16 protein-coding genes are annotated in these 13,746 nt (G+C 68.6%); 8 read left to right on the forward strand and 8 right to left on the reverse strand.

Annotated features, from left to right (window positions below):
- Positions 1-184: 184 nt before the first annotated feature.
- Together KCQ71_RS14570 and KCQ71_RS14575 are read right to left on the reverse strand one after the other, a co-directional pair.
- A complete protein-coding gene (locus KCQ71_RS14570) occupies positions 185-1,147 on the reverse strand; it encodes a hypothetical protein (RefSeq protein WP_223407107.1) in 963 nt (320 codons plus the stop codon).
- The gene (locus KCQ71_RS14575; RefSeq protein WP_223407109.1) at positions 1,147-2,373 is read right to left on the reverse strand and encodes a hypothetical protein; all 1,227 of its coding nucleotides are present in this window, start codon (positions 2,371-2,373) and stop codon (positions 1,147-1,149) included. The genes KCQ71_RS14570 and KCQ71_RS14575 overlap by 1 nt, the downstream gene beginning before the upstream one ends.
- Before the next feature lie 230 nt (positions 2,374-2,603).
- Between KCQ71_RS14575 and KCQ71_RS14580 the strand changes: the two genes are divergently transcribed.
- Complete coding sequence (locus KCQ71_RS14580) at positions 2,604-3,584, forward strand: transglutaminase-like domain-containing protein (protein WP_223407111.1); 981 nt, start codon at positions 2,604-2,606, stop codon at positions 3,582-3,584.
- Here the strand turns inward: KCQ71_RS14580 and KCQ71_RS14585 are convergent.
- Positions 3,566-3,871 (reverse strand): PIG-L deacetylase family protein, encoded by a 306-nt coding sequence (locus KCQ71_RS14585; protein WP_308116643.1) that lies wholly within the window; start codon positions 3,869-3,871, stop codon positions 3,566-3,568. The two genes, KCQ71_RS14580 and KCQ71_RS14585, sit on opposite strands and share 19 nt — an antisense overlap.
- Positions 3,872-3,922: 51 nt before the next feature.
- Complete coding sequence (locus tag KCQ71_RS14590; RefSeq protein WP_223407113.1) at positions 3,923-4,342, reverse strand: NUDIX domain-containing protein; 420 nt, start codon at positions 4,340-4,342, stop codon at positions 3,923-3,925.
- A 135-nt stretch (positions 4,343-4,477) separates the two neighbouring features.
- Between KCQ71_RS14590 and KCQ71_RS14595 the strand changes: the two genes are divergently transcribed.
- Both KCQ71_RS14595 and KCQ71_RS14600 read left to right on the forward strand, forming a co-directional pair.
- Entirely contained in the window at positions 4,478-5,017 is a 540-nt protein-coding gene (locus tag KCQ71_RS14595; RefSeq protein WP_223407115.1) for a hypothetical protein, read from the forward strand.
- A 324-nt stretch (positions 5,018-5,341) separates the two neighbouring features.
- The gene (locus KCQ71_RS14600; RefSeq protein WP_308116644.1) at positions 5,342-5,947 is read left to right on the forward strand and encodes a recombinase family protein; all 606 of its coding nucleotides are present in this window, start codon (positions 5,342-5,344) and stop codon (positions 5,945-5,947) included.
- 127 nt (positions 5,948-6,074) lie between these two features.
- On the opposite strand, the gene KCQ71_RS14605 is transcribed toward KCQ71_RS14600, so the two are convergent.
- The 3 genes from KCQ71_RS14605 to KCQ71_RS14615 all read right to left on the reverse strand — a co-directional run bounded on the left by KCQ71_RS14605 (position 6,075) and on the right by KCQ71_RS14615 (position 8,735).
- On the reverse strand, positions 6,075-6,815 hold the full coding sequence (locus KCQ71_RS14605; protein ID WP_223407119.1) for a DUF899 family protein: 741 nt from the start codon (positions 6,813-6,815) through the stop codon (positions 6,075-6,077).
- Positions 6,816-7,590: 775 nt separating this feature from the next.
- The gene (locus tag KCQ71_RS14610; RefSeq protein ID WP_223407121.1) at positions 7,591-8,112 is read right to left on the reverse strand and encodes an RNA polymerase sigma factor; all 522 of its coding nucleotides are present in this window, start codon (positions 8,110-8,112) and stop codon (positions 7,591-7,593) included.
- Positions 8,100-8,735 (reverse strand): hypothetical protein, encoded by a 636-nt coding sequence (locus tag KCQ71_RS14615; RefSeq protein ID WP_223407123.1) that lies wholly within the window; start codon positions 8,733-8,735, stop codon positions 8,100-8,102. The genes KCQ71_RS14610 and KCQ71_RS14615 overlap by 13 nt, the downstream gene beginning before the upstream one ends.
- A gap of 246 nt (positions 8,736-8,981) precedes the next feature.
- On the opposite strand from KCQ71_RS14615, the gene KCQ71_RS14620 reads away from it, so the two are divergent.
- The 3 genes from KCQ71_RS14620 (at position 8,982) to KCQ71_RS14630 (ending at position 11,519) form a co-directional block, all read left to right on the forward strand.
- Positions 8,982-9,536, forward strand: coding sequence for a GNAT family N-acetyltransferase (locus KCQ71_RS14620; RefSeq protein ID WP_223407125.1), 555 nt, complete (start codon positions 8,982-8,984; stop codon positions 9,534-9,536).
- Positions 9,537-10,201: 665 nt separating this feature from the next.
- On the forward strand, positions 10,202-10,771 hold the full coding sequence (locus KCQ71_RS14625) for a dihydrofolate reductase family protein (RefSeq protein WP_223407346.1): 570 nt from the start codon (positions 10,202-10,204) through the stop codon (positions 10,769-10,771).
- Positions 10,772-10,925: 154 nt separating this feature from the next.
- Positions 10,926-11,519, forward strand: coding sequence for a GNAT family N-acetyltransferase (locus KCQ71_RS14630; protein ID WP_223407127.1), 594 nt, complete (start codon positions 10,926-10,928; stop codon positions 11,517-11,519).
- Here the strand turns inward: KCQ71_RS14630 and KCQ71_RS14635 are convergent.
- On the reverse strand, positions 11,516-12,703 hold the full coding sequence (locus KCQ71_RS14635; protein ID WP_223407129.1) for an alginate lyase family protein: 1,188 nt from the start codon (positions 12,701-12,703) through the stop codon (positions 11,516-11,518). The two genes, KCQ71_RS14630 and KCQ71_RS14635, sit on opposite strands and share 4 nt — an antisense overlap.
- Positions 12,704-12,793: 90 nt before the next feature.
- Here KCQ71_RS14635 and KCQ71_RS14640 point away from each other — a divergent pair, with 90 nt between their 5' ends.
- Both KCQ71_RS14640 and KCQ71_RS14645 read left to right on the forward strand, forming a co-directional pair.
- Complete coding sequence (locus tag KCQ71_RS14640) at positions 12,794-13,087, forward strand: type II toxin-antitoxin system VapB family antitoxin (protein ID WP_223407131.1); 294 nt, start codon at positions 12,794-12,796, stop codon at positions 13,085-13,087.
- Between the two features lie 50 nt (positions 13,088-13,137).
- The gene (locus KCQ71_RS14645; RefSeq protein WP_223407133.1) at positions 13,138-13,743 is read left to right on the forward strand and encodes a LytR C-terminal domain-containing protein; all 606 of its coding nucleotides are present in this window, start codon (positions 13,138-13,140) and stop codon (positions 13,741-13,743) included.
- The last annotated feature ends 3 nt before the right edge of the window (positions 13,744-13,746 follow it).

Consider the following 13,746-nt stretch of genomic DNA (forward strand, 5'->3'; position numbering starts at 1 on the left):
GGGTGTGCCCGGCCTCAGAGGGGTGACAGCCGCCCTCTAGCAGTGGCCCTGGAGGCCGAGGACGCCCCGGTGTTCTCGACGGCGAAGTCCGAGGACGTCTACGGCTTCGCGGCTCTGGCCCGCGAGTTGGCGAAGCGCTGCGACAAGTAGTGGCGCTCGCCGCTGAGAGCCGATGCGACCGCACTCACCGGTCCAGTCGGGGCACGCCCGGCAACATCGCGGCCGCCAGGACGTTCCCGGTGACGAGCGATCCGCCGTCGAACCAGACCGCGCCGAGCCCTCTGCCCAGCAGGAGCTCGCCGAGCTCCTCTCGGTGCTCGACAAGGGGCATGGCGAAACAGAGCGCGCCGGGCGTCAGCAGGTCGAGCACGGAATCGACATCTGGCCGGGCGCCAGCACCTCCGAGCCACACAGCACCTGACGTGACAGGAGTGCCAAGCAGCGCCCAGTCGCGCGAGAGCGCTCCGATCGTGACGGGCCGACCCTGCAGGCATGCCAACTGCGCGGCAGCCCACCGCGCACGGCCCCACGGCGTCGGTAGGCGCCCGGGCACCACGTCGCCTCGACCTGCGGGCGGTTCGACGACGGTGCGCTCGTCCCAGTGCGCCGGCCGCGCTGCGGCGGCGTGAGCGACGATGTCCGCGGCCTCGTCGGGTCCGGGCGGCGGGTCGGCGGCGAACACGTACTCCAGTGCGATGGCTCCACTCTCCCCGAGTGCCCGAACACCCACCCTGCCGTCACGGTGAAGCTCCACCCGTGGGCGCCGCTCCACACCGGTCGGCCCGATCACGGGCAGCAGGTCCAGCACGGCACCGAGCGCCTCGTCATAGAGGTAGAGCGCACGTTCGGCGAACCCGAGCAGCGCCAGCCAGGAGCTGCCGGAGTACGGGTCGTGCCGCAGCAGCGGCAGCAAGGCGAGCGCATCGCCGTCGTGCCCGTCCGACTCAGCCAGCCAACGCATCCCCTGAGCAGCCGCGAGCAGGTCGGCGGCCTCGAGAACCGCCGTCTCGGCGGCGAGCCTGCGAGGCGAGGCCATCTCGCCGTCCTCCAGGAGCTTCTCGTTGGCGCTCCTGACCTCCAGCTGCTGGTAAGCCTCTGCGATCCCCTGCTGGCCCGACACACGGTGCCACCATTCCTTGACGCCCATCAGGAGCATCGCTTTCCGAGCGCGACAAGCGCATCGCGCATCTCGTGATGCACAGGTTCGGTCGTCGTCTCCCAGCCGTCGCCAGCGATCACGTACACCGCACCATGCCGCGGCACCGTCTCGATCTCCCGGATCTCGCTGAGACGCGGCACCCTTGGGTCTTGAGCCACGGACAGGACACGTGCGCCGAGCCTGTCGTCTGCGAGGTAGATGCTGTCGCGCGTGACGATCACGTGTCCGTGGGCCGCAGCGCCCTGGGCGGCCAGGTCGCCCTGGATCTCCGGCCACGCCCCAAGAGGCATGTCACCCTCGACGACGATGGTCTCGCCACGACGCCTGATCAGCGCGATGATCGCCGCGGATGCCAATCCGGTCGGCACGTCGAGCGGCTCGGCACCGTCCCACGTCGAATGCCCAGGAAAGAACGGCGCCTTCGGTGGCCGTGGTCGCGGCGTCCAGCTCGTCGGATCGAGATCCCGCACGAGCCTGCGCGCCAGGCGGTCCGCGACGGACAGCAGCCCGTTCGGCCCCGGGGCGGTGGGCGTCGAGCGTGTGCCCCAGACGAGCTGGTTGGCGTGGTGACCACTCGGCACGCCCCGGTCGTCCACCACCCGCACGCGCTCTTCCCCTGGGAGTTCGACGACCGGTCCCACCCTCTGCAACTCGCCGGTGCTGTGCCGCAGGCGACCCGACGTCCGGTGATAGGACCACGTGTGCGAATGAGTGGTGGCGACCCAACCGCTCGAGGTGCCGTCGAAGGTGACCGGTCGCGCGACGACCTCCGCGAGCTCGTCGACCGTGACCAGGAATGCCTCGATGGCGCCAATCGCCTCGACCTCGGCCACTGACCGCTCGCCGGCGTCGGTCGCCTCGTCGACCGCCGACCAGGAGCCCTGCCAAGGCGCCCGCGCGAGTAGCGCCGCGAGCGCTCGCCGCACGTCGTCGGGCACGGCCGGGATGCGCACGTCGCGGTGTAGATCGGCACCGAGGAGGACTTCGTCGGCGTGCACTCCCAGCACGCTGAGCCGCCGGGCATCTGATGCCAGACGTGTCTGCGGCGCGAACACACCCAGCAACTGGTCATCCATCCCGATGGCGACGTGGTCGTCGCTGACGACGAGATGCACCGGCAGTTCCCTGATCGGCGAGCGCGAGCGGTCGGTGGCAGGCAGCGTCGCTTGGACGAGAATGCGCTCGCCGCGCCGTTGCATCAGAGCGACGAGCACGGCGAGCGGCTCCTGGTCCCGTGGCGCCCACATCGATGCGTGGCCGTCCCAGGTGGATTGGTCGATCATGGTCCCACCTCAGCCTGTCTCCGTCGATGCACATCGCCACGATAGCCGGACCGTAGGGCACCGAACTGGCCCCATGCACGGTGAGGGACCGGCTTCCGCACGGTCAAGCTGCCGTCGGTTGCCTGACGGCAGCACCGGGTACGGGCGAGTAGGTTCTGCACATGCAGTCAGCAGCTCAAGGCGGAATCGAGTCACGCTATCGGCATGAGCCGGACGCGCACTACTCGCGACCCTCGTACTACTCCGACCCTGGGCGGCACGCCGACCTGCTGGCCAGCGTGCCCAGCGACCTTGCCAGCGTGTGCGCGGTTGCGCAGAACACCATCACCCACTACAGGTTCTCTAGCGTTCCGCTGCCCACCTCGAGCAACGACGACATCAATGCGCGCTGGCTCAGCCGGATTCTCGACATCGATCAACAGCGACACGGGAAGCCGCTGCAGCACGACCGTGCCGAGGCCGACAGGGTCCAAGGCTGCTGCCGTGACCAGGTGCTGCTGGCGGTCGGCATCCTGCGGCAGCACCGGATCCCTGCCCGGAGCCGCGTCGGGTTCGCTGAGTACTTTCGCTCCGACCGCCGTCAGGATCACGTCGTCGCCGAGGCATGGCTCGGGAATCGATGGGTCCGGTTTGACCCAGGAGTCTCCGAACCACGCGAGTGCCTCGCCAACCCTCTCGACATCAGTACCGATGGCGACTCGCCATTCTTGACGGCCGCGGCCGCTTGGGTCGGGTACCGGCAGCACGGGAAATCGATCGACGATCTCGGCATCCGCATCCCATCAGCAGAATTCACGGGAGCGCCATTCGTTCTCACTTATCTGATCATGGACGTAGCTCATCGCTTCGGTGACGAACTGCTCCTGTGGGACTTCTGGGGTGCGATGCCGCTGCCTGGTCGTGAGATGGATGTCGGGTTGGGCGACGAGCTCGCCGAGTTGGTCGTGCGAGCTGATGCAGGGGACCCGGACGCCGAAAGTCAGCTGGAGCGTATCCACCACACTGATCCTCGAGTTCGACCGGGCTCCCAGGTCCAACAGTTCTGCCCCCGCGGTGGATCACCACGCCAGGTTCGGCTCGACCCAGCCGCTGCCCTGAAAGTCGGTTCCCACTCGACGCCTGACTACCCGGACGCCCGGTAGCGGATCCCCTTTCGGCGCGCGTTGAGCACGGGCGTGTGACAGGAACAGTCCGGGGCTGACTCTGTGGGTCGCCGGTAGTCGCCATAGCCCAACATCCTCGGTTCGCCGGCTCCCAGCACGCTCAGGGCATCGGCAAGCTCCGACGCTCGCTGACTGTCGGCACCCCAGGTCGCGGTCACGACGCCTACGCGCGCGCCCGCTGCGGCTCGACTGGCCAGCATGCCGCCTGCCGAGAGCGACTCGTCATCTGGATGAGCAAAGACCGCCAGGACACTGAACTCCATCATCCATCGACCGTATGCGAGACCGCACCAGAAGCGATCGATTTGACTGGGCGCTCACAGCAACAGGTCGATGAGTGCCCGAGCCTCCCAGAGCGGCGCGCTACACTCGGCGGCGCTGAGTCCAGCCAGATCGTGTTCTTCGACGGCTGCGACGTCCTCGACGTCATGCACCGCAAAGTGCTTGTCAGCAACATCGAGCACAGCAATCTGCCCCTTGTGCCGGAAGTCGATCGGACGGCCGGCACTATCACGCGAGACCCTCAGGTCGAAGGCGTGCCACGACCGGACCGCTGCAACGCGTACGCCACACTCTTCAACCAACTCGCGCCTCAGCGTCTCCTCGGGACTCTCGCCCGGCTCAGGGCTACCGCCAGGCAGATCGAGCAGACCGACGTAGGGGCCGCGAGCCTTCCGTATCAACACAACCCGTCCCTGCGGGTTGGACCAGATCCCGTAGATACCCAAGTGCTCCACACAGCACAGTCTCGCAAGTGTTCGCTAACCACCGAATCCGACGCGGTGCTGCGACGTTGTGGAACCTCTACAAGATCGCAGAGCCGACACGTGACCTCCGACGGGCGCCGCACATTTCGGGCTACTCTCACGACCATGGCGCTGGAGACACGGGGGGTGCTGGCGGCAGCACTCGGCGCAGCGCTCCTGGCGGGAGCGCTGATGACCGGGTGCGGCGCACCCGGCACCTCACCAGCCGACGCGGACGGCTCGACATCGACTTCGCCACCGTCGACGACCAGTTCGCCGACCGCAGCCTGCCCCCAGCCCGTCGAGGGCGAGCTGCCGGAATACTGCGTCGCCTACGACCCCGAGGAGTTGATGGAGGGGAACGAGCAGTACCGCCAGCGGCACGACCTTCCCGACGACGTGGCGACTGCCGCCGAGGCGCTCGTACCCGCCGTCACCGAAGTACTTGAGCAGCTCCGTCTCGCAGGACCCACAACCGAGGACGACGTCCGCGCTGCTCTGGAGTCGCTCGGTCTGGCGTCCGTGCAGACCCGGTCGGGCGCCGGGATCGCATTCGGCGCCGCCGCGCCCGAAGGCGGCTACGTGTTCGGTGCGGTGGAGGCCGACGCGGTGACCATCGAAGTCGGCGGCGTAATCATGGACGGCGGGTGCCTACCGGCCCAGTAGTGCCGGCGGCATGTCCGCACCCCTGACGTGGTCCCCTGCAGTTCCCGGGTTGTGGGTCGGGCCTGCTCTCACCGTGGCAATAGTCGCAGGCGCCGTCGTGTACGCGGTACGGCGACGCCGCGAGTAATTCCTTCCCGAGACCGTCCACAGCCCGCAGGCACGGCGCGTGCACTCCCCACCGCCACATAGCGCCGACAGAACCCCGCCATTTAACGGCACACACCACAGACAGCGCGCCATCGAGCCGGACGGCGGCTCACAAGTACGCACGAATCTCGGCGCGTCGACCAAGGTTAGTGAGCCGACTTCTGCGGCGCTGATGAAGTGACCATCGTCGAATATGCCCGGGTGAGCACCGATCACCAACAGCTGGCCGCCCAGGAATACCTGCTCCGCGCCCAGGGGTGCGAACGCATCTTCACCGACACCATGTCGGGAGTGCGCGAGGACCGCCCCGGCCTGGCCCAACTCCTGGACTATGTCCGCCCTGGGGACACCGTCGTCGTGGTCGCCCTCGACCGGCTCGGCCAGTCCCTGACCGGAGTGATCCGCACCATCGAAACGCTGACCGAAGCCGGCGTGCTGCTGCGCTCCGTCCGGGAGGGCATCGACCACTCCACCCCAACCGGACGCATGCTCCCCGGCATCTTCGCCGCCCTCGCCGAGTACGAACGCGAGCTCATGCACGAACGAGCCGCTGCCGCTCGAGCGGCAGCCCGGGCCCGCGGCCGGCACACCGGTCGCCCGCCACGGCTCACCGGTGACCAGGTTCGCCAGGTCCGCGCACTGCGCGACGGCGGCGAATCCATCACCGACCTCACCCGCACCTTCGGCGTCTCCCGCGCGACCATCTACCGAGCCCTCAACCGCGCCGACCTCAACGTCGGAGACCTACAGGCCAGGGCGGCAGCAGGAGCGGTGAGACGATGACGGGCGAGCACCTGCCGAGAGAAGTAGTTGACTTCGAGATTTCCGACGCCGCTCCCCTGCCGCCCTGCGGCCCGACCAGTTCCTCACGGGCGCAGGAGCTGAGTCCCGAGATCGGCCGCCGGGCCCCTCAGCTGAGCGCGTCGGAGCGGCCGGCTTCGATGCGGGACCACTGGGCGATGGGGCGTCCGTTCGTCCTCCAATGGTGTCGGCCGGGTTCTTCGCTCCAGGGCTGAGGCCAGCCCTCGGGCGAGTCCTCCCAGGTCTCTTGGCGTCCGTAGACGGTCATGTCCAGCAGTCCGTGGGTGGGGGTCATGACCTCGACACCGCGACCGCCGGTGTAGTAGGTCTCGAACACCCGCTCGCCGTCGCGGACGTAGCAGACGAGGTGGTGGACCTGCCAGTCGCGACCCTCCAGGAACTGTGCCGCAGTCTTCTCGGCCGAGTACCACGGCATGTCCAGACCCATGAAGTCGCGGTAGCGGACGCTCTCCTCGTACGGGCCTTTACAGAGGGTCGCGTACGTGATGTCGCGGGAGTGGAGGTAGGACAGCTCGCGTACCTGGCAGTTGAAGAACGTGCAGCCCTCGCACTGCTCTGCGGCGGGCCGGCCGGGCCACCAGGCGTGGAAGTATGCGATGAGCTGCTTGCGGCCTTCGAAGACGTCGAGGATCGTGATCGGCCCATCTGGACCGATCACCTCGATGCCAGCGTCGACCTCCACCATCGGCAGCCGCCGCCGCGCCGCTGCGATCGCGTCCCCTTCGCGGGTGTGCGCCTTCTCTCGTGCGAACAGTGCGTCCCGCGCCTCCTGCCAGGTCTTTCTGTCGACCACGGGCGGGAGGGCCGGGTCGGGTGTTTCGTCGTTCATGATCGGCCTCCGAACAGGTCAGCCAGTGAGATTCACGGGTCACGGGTACTCATGGCGCGTTGCTTCGTCATCATCTCCGTCCCCCGGGCGCATGTCCCGAACATCGCACACCAGCTCACGGCCACACATCCGCCCGGTGACGTACCCCCGCCTACGCCCCTCGCCGTACACACTCACATCCGCCGTATCGAGCCCGGCCCAGCGGCAGTGCCCGGCGATTACGTGAACCTGCCCGGAATCACTTGATGCGCCTCCTGCACGCCCCCTTCGGCAAGCGGGCCGACACCGTCCTGAACCTCTTCGCGCGGCGACGCGGCTTCCGTGCCCCCGCCGGAGTCCATCTCGTCCGATGGCTCGAGGCGGCGGGCGCGGCGCTGCCGCGCCCTAGCCGGGACCATCGGTGTGCGCTCACGCGTCTCAAAGGCGGGTGCAGGGCGCAACGGTCGCACGCGCCCAACCAAGGCGCAGATAAGGCTCAAGGTCAAGCTCCCGACTGAACCGCGGGCAGCCCGACGCGCGCAGCACACGCACGAGACGACCAGAGACGCGACCTGGGCCGCAGATGCCAACAAGGCCCGAACCTGTACCAACGTATCCATTGGCAAGGGTCCGAGCCTTGTACGAAGTGGCCCCTCTGGCTAACGAGGACCCCGACCAGTAGACGACCGTTATCGGCCTGCGCCCTTCTGATGTGGGTCCTAGGTGGGCACCGCGCATCTGGATGATGATCCAGACGCTCGCCGATTCGCTCGATGGCGCCGTCTCGCTCAGGCATTCAGAAGTCGGCTACGAGTACTTCCGAAGCGGATAGGGCCGCGCGGAGCTCCTGCTTGGCGCGGGCGTACCTGCTCCGGACCGTCGTGGCCGGCGTGTCGAGCACCTGCGCGACCTCGGCGAGCGTGAAGCCCTCCCAGTGGACCAGCCGCACGACCTCCGCGAGGTCCTCGTCCAAGCGCGCGACAGCGTCGCGGACCTCCAGCCCGTCGTCGGCGTGCGGGGCGGTCGCGCCGCCAGCCTGCCCGGCGTTTTGCACGCGCAGGACCAGCAGACTCCGGCGGCGCTGCCCGCGTCGCGCGTTGGCGACGACGTTCCGGGCGACCACGAACAGCCACAGCCGGGCCTGCAGCCCGTCGTCGGGCACGACGGCGACGCGCCGCCACGCCGTCGTCATGACCTCGCTTAGCGCGTCGGTAGCCTCGTCAGGACCGATGCGCCGCTCGAGGTACGCGAGCAGGTCGCGCGCGTTCCTCCTCAGGAGTTCGTCGAGCCGGTCGCTCGCGCGGGTCACGGCAGCCACGACTCAAGCCCGGGGCACTGTGCCTCTCCGCCCCACGAGCCGGTCTCCATCTCGATGTCCCGCTCGGCTAGCTCCTCCGTGACGTACTCGCTCACCGCACGGTCGACAGCCTGCTGGTACTCGTTGTCGGTATCTGGGTAGTAGACGGTGCCGTACCGGGCGTCGACCTCGGTGCCGTCAGCGAGCACGTGCCCGCGATCCTCCGAGCGCATGATCCGGAGCATCCCATCGACATCGACGCGGTCAAGGATGCCGTCCTCGGAGAGGACCTCGCGCACGGCCGACGTCACCTCCGGGTCAGGGTGCAGCACGTCGCCGATACGGCTCTCACACTCGATTCCGCTGGGCAGCGTGTAGATGAACGACTGATCCGGGTCCTGCGCCCACGGGCTCCAACTCCAGCCGAGGCCGTCTGCCGCGGCGGCACCGGCTCCAGCGACCACCACGCTGGCCGCGACTCCGACCGCGGCCAGCTGGCGCCACCGGCGCGGGCGGGAGGCGCGGCGGGTGACGCCGACCAGGCGGGCGATGCCGTCATCGGTGACCGCGTCCGTGACAGGGGTAGGTGGTGCCGCGCTGCGCAGCCGCGCGTCGAGGCGGTCGTCCGGCTCGATGTCGTGCATGTGAGGTCTCCTTCGTCGGTGACGGCCCGTGCCGTCAACCACTACATGTCCGGCACCGACCCCGACGACGTCGGCATGAAGTCTTCTTGGTGCAATCGTCGCTCCCAACCGGCGGGTCGCAGGCGCACCTCGCGTTGCCGAGCCCAATCGTGCGACCCGGAAGCCGGGGTAGACGGTCGCGGGAGCGGGTCGGGTGTGGACATGCCTGCCGGGCCGGTCATGCGCGTCTGTCCTATCGTCGGAGTCGTGTCTGGCTTCAAGGTCCGTGCCGTCAGAAAAGGCGACTGGTCCGCGCTCGAAGAACTCTTTGGACGCGCGGGCGCATCAAACGGGTGCTGGTGCCAATACTGGCTGCTAGGACCGGAGTATCACCGTCGCGACCGCCAGCTCAACAGAGCCGCGCTCGCTCGGCAGGTGCGTCGGGAGCACAGTCCGGGTCTGCTCGCGTACAGCGACGGCGCAGCCGTGGGCTGGGCCAGGTTCACCCCACGTAGCCAGCTGCGCTACGTGCTCGACAGGTTCAAGGGGTACGACTTTCCGGACGACGACGCCCGGGTGCTGTCTTGCTTCTTCACCGCTCGCGCCAGCCGTGGGCAGGGAGTGATGTCCGCGCTAATTGAGCACGCGGTGACGCAGGGCAACGAGCACGGCTACGCCGTAGAGGGGTATCCGATCGACCCGAGCGCACCTGGCGCGACCCGCAACCGATTCCCTGGGGTGCTACCGGCCTTCCTGGAGCATGGGTTCTTCGAGGTCGGTCGACTGGCCGCTGACCGCGCGGTCGTGCGGACCAAGAGCTAAACGTTCAGGCGGCGACGACACAGAACAGGTTGCCGTCGGGATCGCGGAGAACGACGACGATTGCACCCGGTGGCAGCCCCATGCTGGTCATACACGACACGCCCGTCCAGAATCGACCGCTTCTGAGGCTCGCTGCGGTACCCGCAGGTCTCGGCGAGTTCCTGTCCGGCATGTTCGGAACCTTCGGCGGGTTGTTCTGTCATCGACGCCGTCCTGGCACGCTAGCGGCGGGCGCGGTACGTGGTACTTCGGCAAGCACGGCACGTGTCCGCGGTGCGACGCGAGGTTGTAGCAGACCACCCTCAGGAGATGACGCTCAAGCCGCGTGAACTCTCAATCTATGGGTGGCCACCGAGAGCTGCCCGCTGACGCCCACCGGCCACCCAGCGGTGGTGACCATGTGGCGTGGTTAAGCCGCGATAGGCCCCAGCCGGCGTGTGCCGGCGGGCGGCGATGCGATGGAGCCGCTTCGGCCGTGCGGGACAGCCGCCGACTGATCGCGGCTTGAGCAGGTCGCCGAATCGGTCCGTGCGCTCGGCCTGCGTCTGGTTCGCACCACGTCGGTGTTGAGTAGGTGGGATGGGGCGCCGATGAGAAACGGCGCCGACAGCAGTCTGAAATACGGTCCGGTGGAAACGCGCTGCGCGCATCAAGGGAGTAACGAGATGAGACCACTTCGATACTCGATCAACGTCACGCTCGACGGCTGCTGCCATCACGAGGCAGGGCTCCCACCCGATGAGGAGTCGATGCGCTACTGGACCGCGGAGATGGAACGAGCCGATGCCCTGCTATTCGGCCGGGTGACCTACCAGATGATGGAGTCGGCGTGGCGGCAGCCGGCCACGGGTACGTGGCCTGACTGGATGGATGAATGGGAGATCCCGTTCGCCGAGACCATCGACCGAGCGAAGAAGTACGTCGTGTCGAACACGCTGAGCGGGGTCGATTGGAATGCCGAACTGGTGCGAGGCGACCTAGGGCAAGCGGTCCAGCGGCTCAAGCAGGAGCCAGGCGAGGGCCTGTTCGTGGGTGGCGTGACGCTCCCGCTGGCGTTGGCAGATCTGGGACTGATCGACGAGTACGTGTTCCTGGTGCAGCCGGTCCTTGCCGGACACGGGCCGACGTTGCTCGCCGGTCTGCGCGAGCGCATCCAGCTCGAGCTCGTCGATCGCCATGAGTTCCGGTCGGGGGTGGCCGCCGTGCGATACCGGCCCACGCGAGCAACGGCTTGACGTGATCTGCCCTGGCCCGTTGGCCGCTGTCTCGCATCGGAACAAGGGTTCTTGAGCAGTTTCAAATCCCCGCCGGGCCTCGCTTATTCGCTTGTGGCCCACCAAGGAATCACTAGCGTGGCCGGGAGACCGACCGACACAGAGGAGTGGGGCCGTGCCCTTCGAGATCGAGAAGTCCGACATCCCCGAGGGGCTGACGACCGACGAGTTCGTCCTTCGGCCGATCGTGGCCGCCGACGCCGAGCTGGACTACGCGGCCGTGATGGAGAGCAGGGACTACCTGCGCGCCTGGGAGCAGTCGACGTGGCCGGCGGACGATTTCACCGTCGAAGCCAACCGGGAGGACCTGGTCGGCCTGGAGGAGCGGCACGCCGACCGCAGGGCCTTCACCTACACGGTGATGAACCCGGCCGGCACGGAGTGTCTCGGCTGCGTCTACCTGATGGCGACCAATGGTCGCTCGTTCACCGGCGCGCGCATCACCGCGGTGGGAGACCAACGCTGGGACGAGTACGAAGCCGCGGTGTACTTCTGGGTGCGTCGGTCCCGGCTGGCGACGGAGACGGATCGGGTGCTTCTCGAGGCACTTCGGACCTGGCTCGCCCAGGACTGGAGCCTCCGCGGACATCTCTTCGTCACCAACGAGCAGTTCACCCAACAGGTCGACCTGATCGGGCAGACCGACCTGCAACTGCGGTTCACGGTCGAGAACCCGGGCAAGTCCGGCCGCTATCTCGCCTACTCTTAGGCGGCCACGCCCCGGCGAACGTCGCCGGCGAGCACCACATGCCTCGGCTCGCCGGTGGCCGCCAGGCTTCGGTGCGCATCGGCGACGCGGCGGTCGGCGAGTCCGATCGCGCCCATCCGGGCCGCGGCGATCGCGTGGTCTCCCGCGTGGTTGTCCTCGACCTGGTCCAACCGGGCATAGGGCCACTCGGCGCCGCCCAGGTAGGGCAGCAGGAACTCGTAGGCGAGGCGAAGGCTGCGGCCGTCGCTCGTCTCGTGCGCCCACTGGTCCACACCGAGTGAGGCGAGGACCTGGGCCTCGGTGGCGAGCGCACGCAACCCGTAGGTGGCGTACGGCCACGCGTCGGGGCGGGCCATCTCCTCCGGCAGCGAGCCGTCCGCGCCGAGCTGGTGCTCGAGGTGGGTGCGGCCGAGCTTCGCCAGGTCGTCGACCAGCTCGGGCGTCGCAGTGCCGGCGTAGCCGGCGGCCGCGGCCACCTGCGCGAGCCAGAACGACCCGTGGTTGTTGACCATCCGGCCCTCCGCCGTCCCGAACTCGCTCGTGCGCAGCCAGCCGGCGTAACCCGCCATCCAGGCCCGCAGGCCGTCGCGGTCCGTGCCGCACCAGTGGCCGTCCGCCTCGAGGAGGCGCACGTGGTCGAGGACCTCCACCAGCACCGCGCCCTCGATGATGCCGATCGCCGCGCCGTCGTTGACGCCCGGCAGCACCGCCGCGTGACGCAGGTGCGGCGTCATCGACGTGGCGGGATCCACGAACCAGGTCCGCAGCACCGCGGCGGCGGCCTCACCCAGCTCGGCGTCGTCACCGATGAACGCGCCGAGCGCGAGCACCCGGACCCGCTCGACCATCTCGTCGTAGCGCGCCTTGTCATACCGGTCCGAGTTCGACTCGGGGTTGATCAGGCAGTCGCGGCGCAGGTACGGCAGCCCGTCCGGACGCTCCGGGTCGGGCCAGGCGTACTTGCCGATCGCGTAGAAGTCGCGGGTCTGCCCCGACGGGCCCGGGTCCGGCTTGTCCGTGACTGCCACCGGGGCGAGCGCCGCGAGCGTCCGCCCCCGAGCAACGAGCGTGTCCCGTGCGCTCTGCAGCTCTTCCCCAGCAGACCCGTCCCGCAGGGCCTCCCGGGCGTTGTTGAGGGCGGTCCACGACATCGTGGTCAGGATGGGCGGCGCGGTGGACGGCATGCGCGTGGATCTTACGCCCAGGTCATGGACCCGTTGACCTCGTCCGCGTGCCGGTAGGGGGCAGGCCGCGACCTCACTTAGGATCGTCTGGTGATCTTCAAGGCCGTCGGCGATGCGCGCCCCTACCCGGACCATGGGCTGAGCACGCCCAAGGACTGGGCGAAGATCCCGCCCCGCCAGGTGCGCCTCGACGAACTGGTCACCACGAAGGCCACCCTCGATCTGCATAGCCTGCTGTCCGAGGACTCCACGTTCTACGGCGACCTGTTCGCCCACGTGGTGTCCTGGCGCGGTGTGCTCTACCTCGAGGACGGACTGCACCGCGCCCTGCGGACCGCGCTCCAGCAGCGCAACGTGCTCCACGCGCGGGTCCTGGAGATCTGAGCCGTGGACAGTTCCGTGGTCCGGAGCCGCGTATCCGCTAGGTTCCTTCCGTGAGTACCAACGGCGCGCGCGAGGCCGCCGAGGCCAGGGCGGCCCGGCGCCGGCACCTGCAGCAGCGACAGACCGTCATCTTCGGCGGCCTGATCGCGGTGATGCTGGTGATCGCGTTGACGGCCGGCGCCATGTGGGTGGGGATCCTGCCGACGCCGGTGAACATCCCGATCAACTCCCCGGAGCCCACCGCGGCGACGGCCGCACCCGGCCCGTGCCCGCCGGAGGGGCAGACCTACATCAACTTCGCCGAGATCACGGCCACCGTGCTGAACGGCACCACTCGGAGCGGCCTCGCGGGCACGACCTCGGCCGAGCTCGCCGCTCGCGGCATCATCATCGCCGCCCAGGCCAACGCCGAGTCCAGCTACGCCGGGGTCGTCCGCATCGTCGCCGGCCCCACCGGGCTCGGGCAGGCCTACAGCGTGGCGCTGCTGTTCCCCGAATCGACCATCGTGCTCGACGAGCGCGTGGACGCCACGGTCGACGTGGTCCTCGGCGCTCAGTTCGAGATGCTGCTGCCGGCCGAAGAGGTACTTCTCGACCCGGCCGTCGCGATCCCTGCTCCGCAGGGCTGCGAACCGCTCCCGACGGCGACCGGCTGAGTC

Source organism: Occultella gossypii, assembly GCF_019947135.1.
GTDB lineage: Bacteria > Actinomycetota > Actinomycetes > Actinomycetales > Beutenbergiaceae > Occultella > Occultella gossypii.